Source organism: Tateyamaria armeniaca (genome assembly GCF_045797845.1).
Taxonomy (GTDB): Bacteria; Pseudomonadota; Alphaproteobacteria; order Rhodobacterales; family Rhodobacteraceae; genus Tateyamaria; species Tateyamaria armeniaca.
In genome coordinates this window covers 2,385,168-2,401,673 of record NZ_JBHDIY010000002.1, presented here as the reverse complement: position 1 = coordinate 2,401,673, position 16,506 = coordinate 2,385,168, and the positions used below count along the sequence as shown (strand labels likewise).

General features: G+C 59.8%; 12 protein-coding genes and 1 pseudogene. 10 read left to right on the top strand and 3 right to left on the bottom strand.

The genetic code is table 11. The annotated features are described in order from the left end of the window. The first annotated feature begins 9 nt into the window (after positions 1–9). The 3 genes from ACERZ8_RS12105 to ACERZ8_RS12095 all read left to right on the top strand — a co-directional run bounded on the left by ACERZ8_RS12105 (position 10) and on the right by ACERZ8_RS12095 (position 3,028). Positions 10–1,455 carry an ABC transporter permease gene (locus ACERZ8_RS12105; protein ID WP_407592436.1) on the top strand — a complete coding sequence of 482 codons (1,446 nt, stop codon included), beginning with the start codon at positions 10–12 and terminating at the stop codon, positions 1,453–1,455. Beyond that, positions 1,452–2,501 carry a glycosyltransferase family 4 protein gene (locus ACERZ8_RS12100; RefSeq protein ID WP_407592435.1) on the top strand — a complete coding sequence of 350 codons (1,050 nt, stop codon included), beginning with the start codon at positions 1,452–1,454 and terminating at the stop codon, positions 2,499–2,501. Before ACERZ8_RS12105 ends, ACERZ8_RS12100 begins: the two co-directional genes overlap by 4 nt. Before the next feature lie 146 nt (positions 2,502–2,647). Next, positions 2,648–3,028 carry a carboxymuconolactone decarboxylase family protein gene (locus ACERZ8_RS12095; RefSeq protein WP_407592434.1) on the top strand — a complete coding sequence of 127 codons (381 nt, stop codon included), beginning with the start codon at positions 2,648–2,650 and terminating at the stop codon, positions 3,026–3,028. A gap of 57 nt (positions 3,029–3,085) precedes the next feature. On the opposite strand, the gene ACERZ8_RS12090 is transcribed toward ACERZ8_RS12095, so the two are convergent. From ACERZ8_RS12090 to ACERZ8_RS12080, 3 genes are all read right to left on the bottom strand, one after another. After that, positions 3,086–6,259: an efflux RND transporter permease subunit gene (locus ACERZ8_RS12090; protein WP_407592433.1), complete on the bottom strand. Its 3,174-nt coding sequence runs from the start codon at positions 6,257–6,259 to the stop codon at positions 3,086–3,088. A gap of 1 nt (position 6,260) precedes the next feature. Continuing rightward, on the bottom strand, positions 6,261–7,328 hold the full coding sequence (locus ACERZ8_RS12085; protein ID WP_407594260.1) for an efflux RND transporter periplasmic adaptor subunit: 1,068 nt from the start codon (positions 7,326–7,328) through the stop codon (positions 6,261–6,263). Between the two features lie 190 nt (positions 7,329–7,518). Next, on the bottom strand, positions 7,519–8,592 hold the full coding sequence (locus tag ACERZ8_RS12080) for a LacI family DNA-binding transcriptional regulator (protein WP_407592432.1): 1,074 nt from the start codon (positions 8,590–8,592) through the stop codon (positions 7,519–7,521). A gap of 99 nt (positions 8,593–8,691) precedes the next feature. On the opposite strand from ACERZ8_RS12080, the gene ACERZ8_RS12075 reads away from it, so the two are divergent. The 7 genes and pseudogenes from ACERZ8_RS12075 (at position 8,692) to ACERZ8_RS12045 (ending at position 16,465) form a co-directional block, all read left to right on the top strand. Next, on the top strand, positions 8,692–10,221 hold the full coding sequence (locus tag ACERZ8_RS12075) for a tripartite tricarboxylate transporter permease (RefSeq protein ID WP_407592431.1): 1,530 nt from the start codon (positions 8,692–8,694) through the stop codon (positions 10,219–10,221). Then, positions 10,218–10,682, top strand: coding sequence for a tripartite tricarboxylate transporter TctB family protein (locus tag ACERZ8_RS12070; protein ID WP_407592430.1), 465 nt, complete (start codon positions 10,218–10,220; stop codon positions 10,680–10,682). The genes ACERZ8_RS12075 and ACERZ8_RS12070 overlap by 4 nt, the downstream gene beginning before the upstream one ends. 39 nt (positions 10,683–10,721) lie before the next feature. Continuing rightward, the gene (locus ACERZ8_RS12065) at positions 10,722–11,693 is read left to right on the top strand and encodes a tripartite tricarboxylate transporter substrate binding protein (RefSeq protein ID WP_407592429.1); all 972 of its coding nucleotides are present in this window, start codon (positions 10,722–10,724) and stop codon (positions 11,691–11,693) included. A 54-nt stretch (positions 11,694–11,747) separates the two neighbouring features. Further along, entirely contained in the window at positions 11,748–13,151 is a 1,404-nt protein-coding gene (sauS, locus tag ACERZ8_RS12060) for an acylating sulfoacetaldehyde dehydrogenase (RefSeq protein ID WP_407592428.1), read from the top strand. After that, a pseudogene (locus tag ACERZ8_RS12055) lies at positions 13,148–14,633 on the top strand (AMP-binding protein). Before sauS ends, ACERZ8_RS12055 begins: the two are co-directional and overlap by 4 nt. Before the next feature lie 408 nt (positions 14,634–15,041). Beyond that, positions 15,042–16,004, top strand: a complete 963-nt coding sequence (locus tag ACERZ8_RS12050; protein ID WP_407592427.1) for a hypothetical protein — start codon at positions 15,042–15,044, stop codon at positions 16,002–16,004. After that, complete coding sequence (locus tag ACERZ8_RS12045; protein WP_407592426.1) at positions 16,004–16,465, top strand: hypothetical protein; 462 nt, start codon at positions 16,004–16,006, stop codon at positions 16,463–16,465. The genes ACERZ8_RS12050 and ACERZ8_RS12045 overlap by 1 nt, the downstream gene beginning before the upstream one ends. Positions 16,466–16,506: the final 41 nt, after the last annotated feature.

The window sequence follows — 16,506 nt, the reverse complement described above, 5'->3', positions numbered from 1 at the left end:
TCAGTTCTGGTGAGCAGCCCCCGTGCCATTGCCGAATATGTACAGACCCATTTCGGTCTTTTGGCCCGCGCGACAGCCGAAACATCCGTAAATGCGGCATGGGGCTTTGTCTGGGGCAACTTGGCGGCAGTGGTCCTGGGCACGCTGATCACCATCGCGCCGCGCAGCGAACGGGTGTTGTCGATCCTTGCGCTGCTCGTGTTTTGCATCCCCCTCATCGCCAGTGGACCGATCCTGCGCGTGCTGTTCGGCCCCGGTGTCGGGCCGCAGATCACGCTGGCGGCCCTCGCAGTCTACTACACGACTTTGCTGGCGCTGATGGTCGGGCTGCGTGCCGTGTCACAGACCTGGACCGACCTCATGCGTGTCTACGGGCGCGGGCGGTTTTCGACCCTGATCCGCGTGCGGGCACGGGCCAGCCTGCCGTACCTTTTTGCGGGATTGCAGATCAGTGCGCCCGCCGCGTTCCTTGGTGCGATGATCGGCGAATTCACGGGGGCCGAGCGCGGATTGGGCGTGCTGACGATACGCGCAATGCGGGGGCTGGACACGGACGCGACATGGACACTCGCGATCCTGAGTGCCGTGATCGCGATGACCGCCTATGCCCTTATCGGCAGCCTGGGTCGTCGTCTGGTCGGCTACACCCCGACCATCCTGTTGTCAGCCCCCGCCACAGCCACGCGCCCGGCCCCGTGGCGACGCGTGGCAGAGGTGGCCTTCATCGCCGTTCTCGTGCTGCTGATTTGGCAAATCACCATGGACGCCTTCCAGCTCAACCGGTTTTTTGCCAAGCGCCCGGGCGATGTCTGGCTGTTTCTGAGCGCGGCGGACAACCGCACCGCGCTGTTCGCCGCTCTTGGTGAAACCCTGTCTTTTGCAGTTCCGGGATACCTCGCCGGGCTTGCGCTGGGTGCAGCACTTGCCGCCCTGCTTTTGCTCTCACCACCCCTCGCCCGTGCGACAATGCCCGTGGCCGTCGCCTTGCGCGCCGTGCCGATCATCACGACCGCACCGTTGCTTGTCGTTGCCTTCGGTCGCGGCCTGATCGGTACCACGGTTGTGGTTGCGGTGATGATCTTTTTCCCCACGCTTGTTGCGTGCCAGCAGGGGTTGCGCCAGACCCCCGGACAAATCGTGGATCTGTTCAAAAGCTATGATGCCAGTCGCTGGCATCTGCTGCGCGCAGCGCAAGTCCCAGCGATGCTGCCTGCATTCTTTGCCTCTGCCCGCATGGCGGTGCCCGCAGCTTTGCTGGCCGTCACAACTGTCGAATGGCTGGCCACCGGCAAGGGGATAGGTGTTTTGATGGCGCTGACCGCAAGCACCTCGAACTATAATATGCTCTGGTCCTGTGTCGCGCTCCTCGCAGTTGTGGCGGTCGTCTTTTATGGCGCCGTTGCGGCGCTGGAACGCACCGTTTTGCGTGTCTATGCCACTGAGCAGGTCAGATGAGCCAAGCCGTCTTTGCCATTCCCGGCGACAAGGACCGTCGCACCGGCGGGTTCATTTATGAGGCGCGTGTTCTGCGTGAGCTGAACGAATTGGGCTGCGCCACGGACCATATGCAACTGCCTGACAGCTTTCCCGATCCGACTGGGGCGGATATGGCCACGGCGCTTTATGCGCTGTACGCGGTGCCCGGTGACCGCCCCATCATTCTGGATGGTCTGGTCTTTGGCGCGATTGATCCCGACGGATTGGCCCGTGTCCGTGCGCCGGTGATCGCCATGGTGCATCATCCCCTGGGGTTTGAAACAGGATTGCCCAAGGCCCGCGCCGATTGGCTGCTGAAGAACGAAGCCGCCGCGCTGCGCCATGTCGCGCATATCATTGTGCCCAGTCCGGAAACCGCGCGGGTTCTGGTCGAAGACCTGGGCGCGGAGGCTGATCGGATAACAGTTGCACTGCCCGGGTTTGACCGACCCGTTGTTGATCGCCAGCCCGTCAATCCTCCGCTGATCCTGTCGGTTGGATTGCTGGCACCGCGCAAGGGTCACGACGTTTTGCTCGAGGCCCTCGCGCAGATCAAGGACTTGCCCTGGCAAGCCGAAATCGTGGGCAAGACCCATGATCAGGATTATGCAGCGACGTTGCATGCGCAGGCCCGCATGCTGGGCATAGAAACGCGCGTGACCTTCGCAGGCGAGTTGCAGCAGGACAGGCTGACAGCACGCTACAATGCGGCATCCGTCTTTGCCTTGGCCACGCGCTACGAAGGGTACGGTCTGGTCCTGAGCGAAGCGATGTTTTTCGGCCTGCCCGTCGTGTCGTGCCGGGTCGGTGCGGTGCCTGCGACGGTTGGCGATGCGGCATCCCTTGTTCCTGCGGATGATCCCGCCAGTCTGGCAACGGCTTTGCGGCAAGTGGTGACGGACCCGCAGGCGGCGGCCCGGCTGTCGCGGTTGTCGCTGGAACGCTCGGCCACACTCCCACAGTGGCGCGACACGGCACAGGTGTTCGCAGCGACAATCGCGCGGCTTGGCGGCATTGGTCCTTGACGTGACGTATGCATACAGCACGCGAGCGCAGCGCCGGCCAAAACAGACAGCCTTTGGCGGCGGCAAAAAATCCGGCTATGACCAAAAGGACGGGCGCAAGACGCCTTGAGACGACAAACGTCGCGATACGGCTGAAAGGACACCATGTGAGCGCATTTGACGAAGACCTTTTCCTGAAAGGGCTGGAGCAACGCAAAGCCACGCTTGGCGCAGAATACGTTGAGAAAAACCTGGCAGCGGCTGACGAGTTCACCCGTCCTTTTCAGGAGGCGATGACCGCATGGTGCTGGGGCTTTGGCTGGGGCGACGATGTAATCGACGCCAAGACGCGATCAATGATGAACCTGTCGATGATCGGTGCCTTGGGCAAGATGAGCGAATGGGAACTCCACTGCCGTGGGGCGATCAGGAACGGCGTCTCTCAGGACGAAATTCGCGCAATCATCCACGTAATCGCAATCTATTGCGGGGTACCACAGGGGCTGGAGTGTTTCCGTGTCGCCCGCAAGGTTCTGGAAGAAAGCTGAGCAGAAGGCGAGGCCCTGCTCAGCACCTGAGCTAGCTCCAACAGACGTCCGTTTGGCTTACCCTGCGCTTGAGGGGTCTTCTGCACGGTCTGCGGCTGAGCTGCGCTTTGGGAACATAGACGTCAGCACGGTGTAGAACACAGGCGTCAGCAACAATCCAAGGAAGGTCACGCCGGACATTCCAAAGAACACAGCCGTCCCCAAAGCCTGCCGCATTTCCGCGCCCGGACCCGTCGCGATCATCAAGGGAACGACCCCAAGGATGAACGCAAAGGCCGTCATCAGAATAGGTCGCAACCGCAATCGGCATGCCTCAATCGCGGCATCTGCGGGATTGAGGCCGCGTTCTTCCTGCGCCTGTTTGGCAAATTCGACGATGAGGATCGCGTTCTTGGCCGCCAGCCCCACCAGCACGATCAACCCGACTTGGGTGAGGATATTGTTGTCCATCCCGCGCATCATCACGCCAATCAGCGCGGACAAGACAGACAGGGGCACAATCAGGATGATCGCAATGGGCAAAATCCAGCTTTCGTACAGCGCGGCGAGGAACAGGAAGGCAAAGAGAACCGAAAACGCGAATATGTAGGCGGCGGTATTGCCCTGATTTCGTTCCTGCAGCGCAAGCTCCGTCCACTCGTAATCAACGCCCGGCGGGATCAGGCTTTCGGCCAGTTCCTCCATGGCAATCAGCGCCTCGCCCGTGGATACGCCCGGCGCGGCCGACCCCTGAACGGGCACGGACACCTGTTGATTGTAGCGCTGGATCAGGGCGGGCCCGGCCGTGTCACGGATGGCCACCAGCGTGCCCAAAGGCACCAGATCCCCCGTTGCCGAACGCACGCGCAGCGATGAAATATCCGACTCCTCCAGCCGGAACCGTTCATCCGCCTGTGCGCGGACCTGAAACAGACGCCCGAACGCGTTGAAATCGTTGACGTAAGAAGACCCCAGATTGATCGCAAGCGCCTCGAATATCGCGCCAATTGGCACGTTCAGCATCTGCGCGCGCACCCTGTCGATCTCAAGAAACACCTGAGGTGAACTGGCCGAGAATGTGGTGAACACGCCCTGCACCTCGTCGGACTGCGCCGAGGCGCCCATGATCGCATATGCGGAGCCCAGAACGCGCCCGATGTCGGATGTTTCATTGTCCCTGAGTTGCAGTTTGAACCCGCCGCCATTGCCGACGCCGCGCACTGCGGGAGGGGCGATGGCGATGATGAACGCCTCTTGCAGCACCTGCATGCGGCCAAACAACTGGCCGACGATGGCCCCTGCACCGAGACCGCTTTCGGCCCTGTCCTCAAAGCTTTCGAAGGTGGTGAATATCACGCCCTGATTGGTTGCGTTGGTAAAGGTGGCACCGGAAAATCCGGCAAAGGCGACGGCATTGGTGACACCCGGTGTTTCCAGCGCGATCTCGGTCGCATTGCGCATCACCGCATCGGTGCGTTCCAGCGACGCGCCGTCCGGCAACTGGACCACGACAATCGCATAGCCCTGATCCGCATCCGGGATAAAGCCGGTGGGCACCTTCTGGCTGATCCACCACGTGGCCCCCATCAGCCCGGCAAAAACGACAAGACACAGCCCCAGCATCGCGCGCGAGCCAACAAGAAACGCGATAAGGCGTGCGTATCCTGCGGTGATGGCGTCAAAGCTTCGGTTGAACCCGCGTGTCAAAGGGCCGGTCAAAAATCGCAACGGACTGCGGCTGGGCTTGTCCGATTTCGGTTTCAGCAGCAGCGCGGCCAAGGCGGGCGACAGGCTGAGGGAATTGAGTGTCGAGATGACGGTAGCCACGGAAATCGTCACAGCAAATTGCGTGTAAAACTGCCCGGTGATGCCGGGCACGAACGCAGACGGCACGAAAACGGCGATCAGCACCAAAGAGGTTCCGATGATTGCGCTTTGTACTTCGTCCATCGTGCGGGCGGATGCGTCACGCGGGCTCATGCCGTCTGCCATGTTGCGTTCGACATTTTCGACCACGACGATGGCGTCATCGACCACGATACCGATTGCCAATATCAGCCCGAACAGCGTCAACAGGTTCAGCGTGTAACCCAGCGCAAGCATCACCGCGAATGTGCCAATCAGGGACACAGGTATTGCCAGCAAGGGGATCAGGGCGGTGCGCCAGCTTTGCAGGAATATGATGATGACGGCGACAACCAGCAGAACCGCCTCCAGGATCGTCTGGTAGACTGCGTTTACCGATGCCTCAATGAATTCAGTTGGGTTGTAGACGATCTGGTATTCCAGCCCTTGCGGGAAATCCGCGGCCAGTTCGTCCATCACGTCGATGATTTCGTCCGCAGAGGCCAGTGCATTTGAACCGGGTCGCTGGAATATCCCCAGGGCAACCGCAGGCTTGTTGTTGAGATAGGAATTGGTCGTGTAGGACCGCGCACCGATTTCGACACGCGCAACATCCCGGACCCGTACAACACGGCCCGCTTCGGTGGCGCGCACGATCACCCGGCCAAATTCACGCGGAGATTCCAACCTGCCCTGCGTTGTGATGGCGACCTGAAACGCGCTGTCACTGTTGTTGGGCGGTGCACCAAGCGAACCGCCCGAAACCTGTACGTTCTGTTCGCGCAGTGCACTGACGACATCTCCGGCCGTCAGACCAAGCGAGGCCAGCTTGTCCGGGTCCAGCCAGACGCGGGCCGAAAATTCACGTTCGCCAAAAATGATGAGGTCCCCGACCCCGTCCAGGCGGACAAGGCGGTCACGCACCCGCGACCGGGCGTAGTTTGAGACGTAAAGCTGATCAAACGTCTCGTCAGGAGACAGCATGTGAACGACCATCATCAGATCGGGCGAGGATTTTGTTGTCGTCACCCCAAGGGCGCGCACCTCTTGCGGCAGGCGTGGTACGGCGATGGCGACACGGTTTTGCACAAGAACCTGCGCTGCATCGAGGTCCGTGCCCAATTCGAACGTGATCGTCAGGCTCATGGCGCCGTCCGCAGTGGAGTAGGACGAAATGTAGAGCATGTTCTCGACGCCGTTGATCTCTTGTTCCAACGGGGTGGCGACAGTGGCGGCAACAGTTGCCGCATCAGCCCCGGGATAGGCGGCGCGCACAACGATGGAGGGAGGGGCGATTTCCGGATACTGTTCGATCGGCAGTTGGGTGTAGGAAATGATCCCGACAATCGTCAGAATGATCGAGATGACGGCGGCAAATATCGGGCGATCTACAAAGAAACGGCCCACTTCAGTTTTCCGCAATCAGGGGCAGTTCGACCATCTCCGGGGCGACAACGCTGCCCGGACGGGCGCGCACCACACCGTTCACGACCACGACTTCGGACCCATCGAGACCGTCGCGGATCACGCGATACCCATCAATGCGCGGGCCGGGCCGCACTTCACGCGGAACCACGTTGCCCTCGCCATCGACCGTCATCACCAGCCTGCGGTTCTGATCGGCAACGATGGCTTCGTCCGGCAGCAAAATCCCTTCGTATGGCAAAGAGCCGGGGACATTCACGCGCCCGAAAAGGCCCGGCGTCAGCACTTCGTCAGGGTTTTCAACAACGGCGCGGATGCGCATCGTGCCGGTTTGCGCGTCGATGCGGTTTTCGGAAAAGTCGAGATAGCCGGACATCGGCGGGATGCTTTCGTCCGACAGGGTAACCTTGACCTCAAGGCCGCCCCCACCCTCTTGCAGCGAAACGCCGCGTGTGCGGGCGTCACGGGCGTAGGCCAGAAAGTAACGCTCGTCGATGTCAAAGTAGAAATAGATCGGATCGGCCGACACGATGGACGTCAAAACAGTCTGATCCGCCGACACAAGGTTGCCGGGATCAACACGCGCGCGGTCAATACGCCCTGCCATCGGGGCGCGGACCTGCGAGTATTCGACATCCAGACTGGCAAGCTCCAGCGATGCGCGGGCCTGCTCAAGCGCCCCTTGGGCGGACAGAAACGCCTCTCTTCGCTGATCGACCGTGCTTTGCGGGATGTTGCCATTGTCGATCAGGTTCTGCGCGCGTTCCAACTGTTCGCTGGCAAAGGCATATGTCGCTTCGGCCACGTCAATCTGGGCCTGTGCCTGACGCAATGCGGTGTCGAATTGCCGGGGATCGATGGAAAACAAAAGCTGGTTTTCCTCAACGACGCTGCCATCCGTGAAATGCACCCTTTCGAGATACCCCGAGACCCGCGCGCGCACGATTACTTCGGCCCGGGCTTCGAAACGGCCAACAAATTCATCGTCTTCCACGATTGTTTTGACCACGGGATTTGCAACCGTCACCGGGGGTGGCCCCTGTTGCGCCATCGCGTTCGATGTGGCGCCCAACAGGCAAAGAAGCAGCGTAATTCTCACAAAGTGCAGCACGACTTCTCCTCATCAGTGACACGCATTGGGTGAGCCTAGCGCCACAGTCGAAAAAGAAAAACGGTTCTTTTCGGGATTTGGCCGGATGATGCCGTAACTTGGGCTCTGCGCTCAAAACATGATCGCAGTTTCACATGGTGTCTTTTTCGCCGCATTCCTCAATGGCAGCGCGGAAAGACAAAGGCGCCGAACTTGATTGGCGGCCCACAAACTCCGGCGCGCAGTTCAGGCTGCTGCATGTACCCGCGGTCGGATCGACAATTGCCGATACCAAGGCGCGCCCTGCCTCTTGTCCGATCCGCCTCGCAGGTAGCCTGACGGTGGTCAGGGCGGGTTCAATCTCGGACGATCCCTTGAAGTCGCCGATGCCCGCAACAGTGACATCATCGGGCACAGTCAATCCGCTTGCCGTTGCGCCGTATAGCGCGCCGGTTGCCAGAATGTCGTTGCCACAGATCAGCGCGGTCGGACGGTTTGTCTGCGAAAACAGACGTTTGGCGTCCAGCTTGGACTCCGAGATGCTGTAGACCGTGGTCAGCATCCACGCGGCGGGCACCTCGACGCCTGCCGCTGCGAGCGTTTTCAGCACAATTTCGCGCCGTGCCAGCGCACGGTCATTTCCATTGGTGGGCGGGAACATGCAAGCCACCCGCCGGTGGCCTAATGACAGGACGTGTTCGGCAATCAGCCTGCCCGCCTGTTCATTGTCCGCGCCAATCGACGGGTAACGGGAGTTTGCCGCATAATTCCACATCAGCACGCAAGGGATGTTCTGACTGTCCAGCAATTGAAACACCGCCTCATCATGATCAAGGCCCGTCAGCACAACCCCATCCACCCTGTGTTCGAGGAACTTGCGCAATATCGCGTATTCGTTTTGCAGGTCATAGCCGTGCGAGGCCAACAGAATGGTGAACCCTTGCGCCGCGACATGATCGGAAAAGGCCTGCACCACCTCTGCAAAGATGGCGTGATCCAGTGTCGGCACCAAGACACCAATCGTACCCGAGCGGATGCCATGAATTGTCTGTGCCGCCCGGTTGCGGATGTAGCCGGTGCGCCTGACAGCGGAATCAATCTTTTTGCGGGTCGACGATTTCAGCAATTCAGGATGATTGAAGTAGCGCGACACTGTCGACGGCGAAACGCGCGCGGCCTTGGCCACGGTGATGATATCCGCTTTTTTCTGTTTCGTTTCAACCATCTGAGTGTGTTCTTTCGCTGATTTATGAAAACATTTGCAAAACTATTTTCATCGCTTAGCGTTAAGGGTCAAGCCTGAGTTTGGGAGGAGTTGGGCCAGATGGAGTTCCTGTTCTACATGGGCGACGTGTTCACCCCGATTAACTTCGGGTTGCTGTTGCTTGGGACCATCGGTGGCCTCATCCTTGGGGCAACGCCGGGTCTGTCGCCGACGATGGCGGTCGCCCTGCTGATCCCGTTCACCTTCAAGCTCGAGCCGCAACAGGGTCTCATCCTGCTGGGGGCTGCCTATACATCAACTGTTGCGGGCGGGGCGGTCAGTGCAATCCTGCTCAAAATCCCCGGCGCGCCTGCGAATATCGCAACGACGCTGGACGGTCACACCATGGCAACCAAGGGCGAAGGGGCCAAAGCGCTGCAATTGTCCTTTATTGCCTCCGCCATCGGGGGATTGTTCGGTGTTCTGCTGCTGATTTTCCTGACACCTGTTCTGGCGCAATGGGCGCTTGCCTTTGGGCCATCGCATCTGTTCTGGCTGGCGATCCTGGGCGTCACGGTCATCGGCACGCTTGATTCCAGCTCGGTCGTCAAAGGCCTGTTGTCGGGCTGCATCGGTCTGTGGCTTGCCACCATCGGCTTTGATGACATCATGGGCGCGCAGCGTTTCATCTTTCATCCCGCTGTCAGTGGCGGGATCAATGTCATCCCCGCCCTCATCGGCCTGTTCGCGATCCCGCAGGTCATCACGATGTTCACCAAGGGACGGCGCAGCGATGACGCCGAAGTTATCAGCGTCAAGAAACACCCTATTCGCCTTGCCTTTGTCGAAGTGTTCAAGCGCAAGACGGCCCTCGCGATTGGCACGGTGACCGGGTCCATCATCGGGCTGATCCCTGGCGTGGGTGGGCAGATTGCGGGGCTTGTCGCCTATGACCAGTCCAAGAAATTCAGCCGCGAAAGCGAAAAGTTCGGGACCGGACACAGCGAAGGCGTGATCGCCGCCGAAAGCGCCAACAACGCAATGGTCGGCCCGTCGCTTGTGCCTCTTTTAACCCTGTCCATTCCCGGATCACCCACGGCGGCTGTGTTGCTCGGGGGGCTGTTGATCCACGGGATTTTCCCCGGCCCCGACTTGTTCATCAACTACCCGCAGGTTGCCTGGACCTTCATCGACTCGATGCTGATCGGTCAGCTTTTGATGTGCATATTCGGCCTCTACATCGCCGGGCTTGCAGCCAGTGTTGCGCGCGTTCCGCACGCGGTGATGGCGGCCATCGTTCTGGGTCTGGCCGTGTTTGGCAGCTATTCGGTCCAGAACTCGATGGGCGATGTCTATGTGATGGCGACACTTGGCCTTGCTATGTATTTTCTTGAACGGTTCGGGTTTTCGGCGGCACCGCTGGTCCTTGGCCTGATCCTCGGACCCATCGCCGAAGCGAACTTTATCCAAGGTTCCATGATCGCAAATGCGACAGTCGGAACAGGCACGTATTTTTTCACCGGCTGGCTCAACTGGCTGCTGATCCTGATCGTGCTGGCCTCCATCAGCTATTCCATCTGGATGGAAATCATGTCGCGCCGCTACACCACCAAAGATGATGCCGTCGCCAAAGAGGAGGCGCTGTCATGATCGACCTGCCCCGCAATCAGCACATCATCGCCTCCGGCCTCATCGCGGGGGTCGGCACAAGCATCGCCTATATCAGCTTCACCCAGGAACCGGCGGGTGCGTTTATCTTTCCGCGTCTGATTTCTTCGGTCTTTGCGGTGCTGGCGATCTGGACCTTCGTGAAGGCGCTTCTTGGGCGCACCAAAGTGGGCAACGGCATCAGTGGTGCTGCGATGCGCAACATGCTGCCCGGTGTGATTGTCGCCATCATCTACGTCTATTGGGCAGGCAAAGCGCTGGGGTTCTACACCGCCACGACAATCGCCTTCTTCATCCTGATCTCGCTTTACGATCCGGCCCCGCATTCAGAACTGAAAAGCTGGGGCAAACGGATCCTGATAACCGCCGGTTTCATGGCGGTCATGTACGGTCTTTTCGCGCAACTGCTGAACGTGTTCACACCGCGAGAGATCTTCTTCTGAACCGTAAAAAACGGCAGACTTAACCCTAGGGAGGATACTATGAAACAATGGATTGCAGTGGCCGCGCTGGCCTTGGCGACAATGACGGGAACGGCCTACGCCGACGGTCATGAAAGCTTTCCTGAGCGGCCCATCATGATGATGGTCAGCTATGGTGCGGGTGGTGCGACCGACTTTCAGGCGCGCATCGTTACCATGACGGCTGGCAATGAGGATGCGCTTGGCATGCCCATCGCCATCGTCAACCGGCCCGGTGCCGGTGGTCGGGTCGGATGGAACTGGTTCGCATCCGAAGCTGAAGCAGATGGCTATACGCTGGGGGCCTACAACATCCCGCACTTTATCGCACAGTCGATTGAGGGCGGCGTTTCCTATTCCGCTGACAGCTTTGAACCGATTGCGAACTGGGGTGCGGATCCTGCGGTGTTTGTCGTGGGCGCTGACAGCGACTTCAACTCGATGGAAGACGTCGTCAACTACGCCAAGGAAAACCCCGGTGGTCTGACCTTTTCCGGTGCGGGCCTGTTCGTGGGACACCACATTGCGGCCCTTCAACTGGAAAAGGCAGCGGGTGTGAAACTGGCCTATATCCCCAACAATGCCGGTGGTGCGGGTGCGATGCGTGCCGTGATCGCGGGCGAAGTGCTGGGCGGTGTGAACAATCTGTCTGATGCCTTCCGCGCGCAGGCGGCAGGCAATGTCAAAATCCTCGGCGTCTTCGATCTGGAACGCAACGAAGAGTTCCTGCCTGACGTGCCGACCATGAAGGAACAAGGCTTTGACATCGACAACGCGTCGGTCAACTTTCGCGGTGTGATGGTGCCCAAGGGCACGCCGCAACCGATCATCGACAAACTGGCCGCGACCGTGCCCATGATGTTCGAAAACAAGCGCGTTCAGAGCCGTATGGCGGCAGGTGGTTCACCAATGCACATCATGACACGCGATGAAGTGCTTGAAATGTGGGCTGCGCGTCAGGAAACCCTCGAAGAGCTGCTTGCAGGGCTTTGAAATCAAACGCGGTGCCCGGTTGCGGGCGCCGCACACCTCTTTCAGGACAGTGACATGAACACCGTTGATCCGATTGCAGATGTCGAGGCCATTGTCGCACAGGCCCGCAAGGCCCAGGCCAGCTTTGAGCGCAATGGGTCACAGGAGGCATATGATCGGGCGGCACAAGCCGCCGCGTGGGCCATCATGGAACCCGCTCGCAATCGCCATCTGGCGGAACTGGCGGTCGAGACCACGGGCCTTGGCAATGTGCCCGACAAGATCACCAAGAACCACCGCAAGACCCTTGGCCTGATGCGCGACATCAAGAATGCAAAGACCTATGGTGTGATCAGCGATGACGCGGCCACAGGCATAACCGAAATCGCCCGCCCCATCGGGATTATCGGCGCTGTTGTCCCGTCGACCAATCCCGGCGCGACACCGGCCAACAACATCATAAACGCACTCAAATGCGGCAATGCGATTGTCGTGTCGCCCTCGCCCAAGGGCGTGCCCACATGCGAGGCCTTGTTGGGCTATATCCATGCCGAATTTGACAAGCTGGGGATTGATCACGATCTGGTCCAGATGATCCCCGGGCGCGGCTCAAAGGAAAAGACGCAGCGGTTGCTTGAGATCGCCGACCTGATCGTCGTGACTGGCAGCCAGAACAACGTCAAACGCGCCTACACGTCTGGCACACCCGCGCTGGCCGTCGGGGCAGGCAACGTCGCCGTGATCGTGGACGAAACCGCAGACCTTGCCGCTGCGGCTGAAAAGATCAAAGCGTCCAAGACCTTCGACAACGCCACGTCCTGCTCGTCCGAGAACGCCGTTGTGGTGGTGGACGCGATTTATGACGCCTTCACCGCCGAAATGGCGCGCACCGGTGGGGCCCTCATCACGGACGAAACCAAAGTCACATCCAAACTCTGGGTCAAGGGCCACCTCAACCCCCAAGCCATCGCTCAGGACGCGGACAAGATGGTCGCAGCCCTAGGGCTGAGCGATGAAGTGCCTGCCAACACGGCCTATATCGCGGTGGAAACGACAGGCATCGGTCCCGATCACCCGCTGTCGGGTGAAAAACTCAGCCGTGTGCTGACAGTCTATCGCGCCAAGGATTTCGATGATGCCGTGCGCATCACTTACGAGATCGAGATGTATCAGGGTGCGGGTCACTCGGTCGGGCTGCACACGCAAACCACCGACCGGCCAATGACCCTTGCCAAGGCGATCCCAACCAGCCGCGTGATCGTGAACCAGGCGCACACCTTTGCCACCGGCGGGTCGTTTACGAACGGTATGCCGTTCTCCTTGTCCATGGGCTGCGGGTCGTGGGGAGGCAATTCGATCGACACGAACCTGCACTGGCGGCACTTCATGCAGACCACCAAGATCGTGCGCGAAATACCTGCCAACGAACCGGCCATCGAAGACATCTTTGGCGACTATTGGAATGAGGCCGGTAAATGATCTTTGACAGGGCTGAGCCGCCGGGCGGCACGGTAAAGGACTGGCTGGATGCCCGTGCCGCAAGCGGTGGTGTCGCGATCGTCTTTCCCGAGACGGGCGAAACACTCGAATGGCGCAGCCTGCGCGATACGGTCCGCGATATGGCAAGAGGTCTGGTGGGCCTCGGGATTGCGCAGGGTGAAAGTGTTGCCATTGTCCATCCCAATGGCAGGGACGGCGTGCTTGCCCTTTACGCCGCGCTTTATGGCGGATTCCGCACGACGATGATCAACCTTGCCGCCGGGCCGGATGCGATTGCCTATGCGCTTGATCACAGCGGGGCGCGTTTTGCCTTTGTGCATGACAGCCAGATGGACGCGATCAGCAAAACAGCACCTGCAGGTCTGAAGGTCATCTCGGCTGAGATGCTTGAAAACAAGGCGGAAATCCCGGATTTCACGGCAGATCAACATGCGCTTTTGATGTATACGTCGGGCACCACGGGCCAGCCAAAGGGTGTTGTGCACAGCCATGCAAGCCTGCTGGCGGGTGGGTGGACGACGGCCATCGCGCATGAACTGTCCCCGAAAGACCGGGGGTTCTGCGTTCTGCCGATCTATCACATCAACGGCCTCTGCGTGACGATGATGGGCGCGCTTGTGTCAGGTGGATCCCTTGCGATGACGGCCAAATTCTCGGCCAGCAAGTTCTGGGATCAGGCCGATGAGGCGCAGGTCACGTGGTTCTCGGTGGTGCCGACAATCATCAGCCATTTGCTGCATAGTAGTACGGACCCCAGCCCCGACGTGTGCAACCGGCTCAGGTTCGGTCGCTCCGCATCCTCGGCACTTGCCGTGGAAACGCAGTCAGCCTTCGAAGAGCGTTTCAAAGTGCCCATCGTGGAAACCATGGGCCTGACCGAAACCGCCGCTCAAATCCTGTCGAACCCGCTGCCGCCGGGCGTCCGCAAGATCGGATCGCCGGGGATCGGCTATGGGAACGAGGTCTGCATCCTCACCCCCGACCTGAAACCCGCACCCCCTGCAAGAGGGCGAGATTGCGATCCGTGGCCCCAACGTCATGGTCGAATACCTCAACAATCCCGATGCGACCCGGAATACTTTTGCAGGCGACTGGCTGCGCACCGGAGATTTGGGGCATGTGGATGAAGACGGATATGTCTTTGTCACCGGACGGCTGAAGGAGTTGATCATCAAGGGCGGAGAGAACATTGCCCCGCGCGAGATCGACGAGGTGCTGTATTCAGAACCGGACATCATCGAAGCCGCCGCGTTCGCGCGATCATGCAAAAGCTATGGCGAGACAGTGGAGGCGGCGGTCGCCGTCAGGCCCGGATCAACCCTGTCCGAATCCGAACTGATCGCTTTGTGCCGCGAACGCCTTGGGGCGTTCAAATCCCCGGACACGATCCATTTCCTGAGTGAATTGCCCAAAGGCCCATCCGGGAAAATCCAAAGGCTCAAGCTGGCTGATCTGGTTTGACGGGCATCCAGGGCGCTTTGGTTTCAACCGGACTTTCTAGCTGAAAGGGCAGCGCATCTGCGCACCTACATCACATCAATAGGGCCAGATCGCGCGGCATTGGCGCGATTTGGCCGCTACTACCTAAGGTAGGGAGTTCCTGACTTGGGGCCATTGCAGCCGCTGCCTATATGTAAATCACGAAGACGACGAGAACGCGATATTTCCAGCGTTTCGCTTTTTGAACTGCCAATTTCAATATCCACGGGCCCGATTTTCCGGGCTGAAACGATCCGTATTTAAGACATCCAATTCTGTTTTTTTGCAGGAGATTCAAATGAAACACCATTACAGAATGGCGCGGATAGCTTCCGCGCTGCCCATCCTCATATTGTTTTCCACCCCCTCAACGCGCATGAAGCATGGCTGTTGACGCCATCCGAAATCGAAGAACTGTCGCGGGCATCCATCCCCGCGCTGTTTCGCAGCCAACTCTGGCTCGGCCTTGCTGCAAGCGTTGGGTTTGCCGTAACCCTTGTGGCGCTTCGGTTCGAACCATTGATCGCAATTGTCGAAGATCGGGTGATCACGCCAGTCTGGAAACGCCACGGCGGTATTGGGCCGCTTGCCTTGCGCTTCGGGCTTGCGATCATGATGTTGCTGGCGGCCTTTGGCGGGCTGCCCCGGCACGGAACCGAGGCGTGGATCACCCCCACATTTTTGGTGCCGGACATGCAATTGACCACTGTCGCGGGCGCGCCTGTGCTGATCTCAGTGCAGGTGGCCCTCGCCATATTGCTGATCGCGGGCTTTGCCACGCGGGCCTGTGGTGTTGCGATGATCGCCCTGTCGCTGACCGGGCCCATTGTCTTCGGACCGTCCTTCTGGTCCTACAGCCCGCATTTCGCAGCACCCGGTCTGATCCTGATCGCCCTGGGCGCGGGCCGTTTTTCGGTCGATCACGTGTTGAATTGTGACACGGCGGAACGGCTGATTGCCCCTTATCGTCAAGTGTTTTGGCGCATGTCGCATATCCTGATCGGTGCCGGTTTTGTATATCTGGGGCTGGCCTACAAGCTGATACAACCAACCCTGCTGATCGCGATCCTTGAGCACGGCAACATGCCCACATTCGGCATTCCGATGCCCATCATCGCATTGGTGATGACCGGGGTCGAAATTCTGTGCGGTGCCTTGCTGGTGACCGGGCGGCTGGTGCGACCTGTAGCCTTGGCGATCCTTGGGGCGATCACGTTTCTGGCCATTGTTCTGGGCGAAACCCCGCTGTTTCACGCCAACCTCTATGGCGCGCTGTTGGTGATCCTTCTGGCCGGACGCACCGTGCCGGTCGCGCACAGATCACCCCGGTTTCAGCAAATGAGGGCAGTCTGATGTTTGTATCTCCCCTGACCAGACTAAGCGTCGGTCCCTGCCTCATCGCCCTTCTGCTGACCACACTGGTGATCGCCGCGCCCATCGTAAACGCCAAGGGAAGACCGCCGCGCGCGGTCTTCCTGATCCTGCCGGACACGGCAACCCCACCAATGGTCGATGTGCAGGCGCAGGCAATGGGCGGTGGTCGCTACCTTGTGACGCTGGACACGACGGCCTTCATGTTTACCGAGATTTGCGTGTCAGACGCTGCGGCCATTCCGGTCGGGCATGCGCATGTTCACGTAAACGGGCAAAAGGTCGCGTCCGCTTACGCCCCGATTGTCGAAATCGGTCCGCTGGCCCCTGGCACGCACGAGATCGACGTCGTGCTGCGCGGGCAGGACCACCGCCCGCTTGTCGCGCGCAACGGACTGGTGCAAGGCCGCATTCAGATCACAGTGCCGACAGGTCCGACCTGATGGGCCCTGCAAGCACAAGGCTCGTGCGGACGGGCCATCGC

Coding starts and splice junctions, on each gene's coding strand:
- ACERZ8_RS12065 (WP_407592429.1), top strand. CDS start 10,722: ATGAAACAATGGATTGCAGTGGCCGCGCTGGCCTTGGCGACAATGACG.
- sauS (WP_407592428.1), top strand. CDS start 11,748: ATGAACACCGTTGATCCGATTGCAGATGTCGAGGCCATTGTCGCACAG.
- ACERZ8_RS12100 (WP_407592435.1), top strand. CDS start 1,452: ATGAGCCAAGCCGTCTTTGCCATTCCCGGCGACAAGGACCGTCGCACC.
- ACERZ8_RS12085 (WP_407594260.1), bottom strand. CDS start 7,328: ATGGCGCAACAGGGGCCACCCCCGGTGACGGTTGCAAATCCCGTGGTC.
- ACERZ8_RS12070 (WP_407592430.1), top strand. CDS start 10,218: ATGATCGACCTGCCCCGCAATCAGCACATCATCGCCTCCGGCCTCATC.
- ACERZ8_RS12075 (WP_407592431.1), top strand. CDS start 8,692: ATGGAGTTCCTGTTCTACATGGGCGACGTGTTCACCCCGATTAACTTC.
- ACERZ8_RS12080 (WP_407592432.1), bottom strand. CDS start 8,592: ATGGTTGAAACGAAACAGAAAAAAGCGGATATCATCACCGTGGCCAAG.
- ACERZ8_RS12045 (WP_407592426.1), top strand. CDS start 16,004: ATGTTTGTATCTCCCCTGACCAGACTAAGCGTCGGTCCCTGCCTCATC.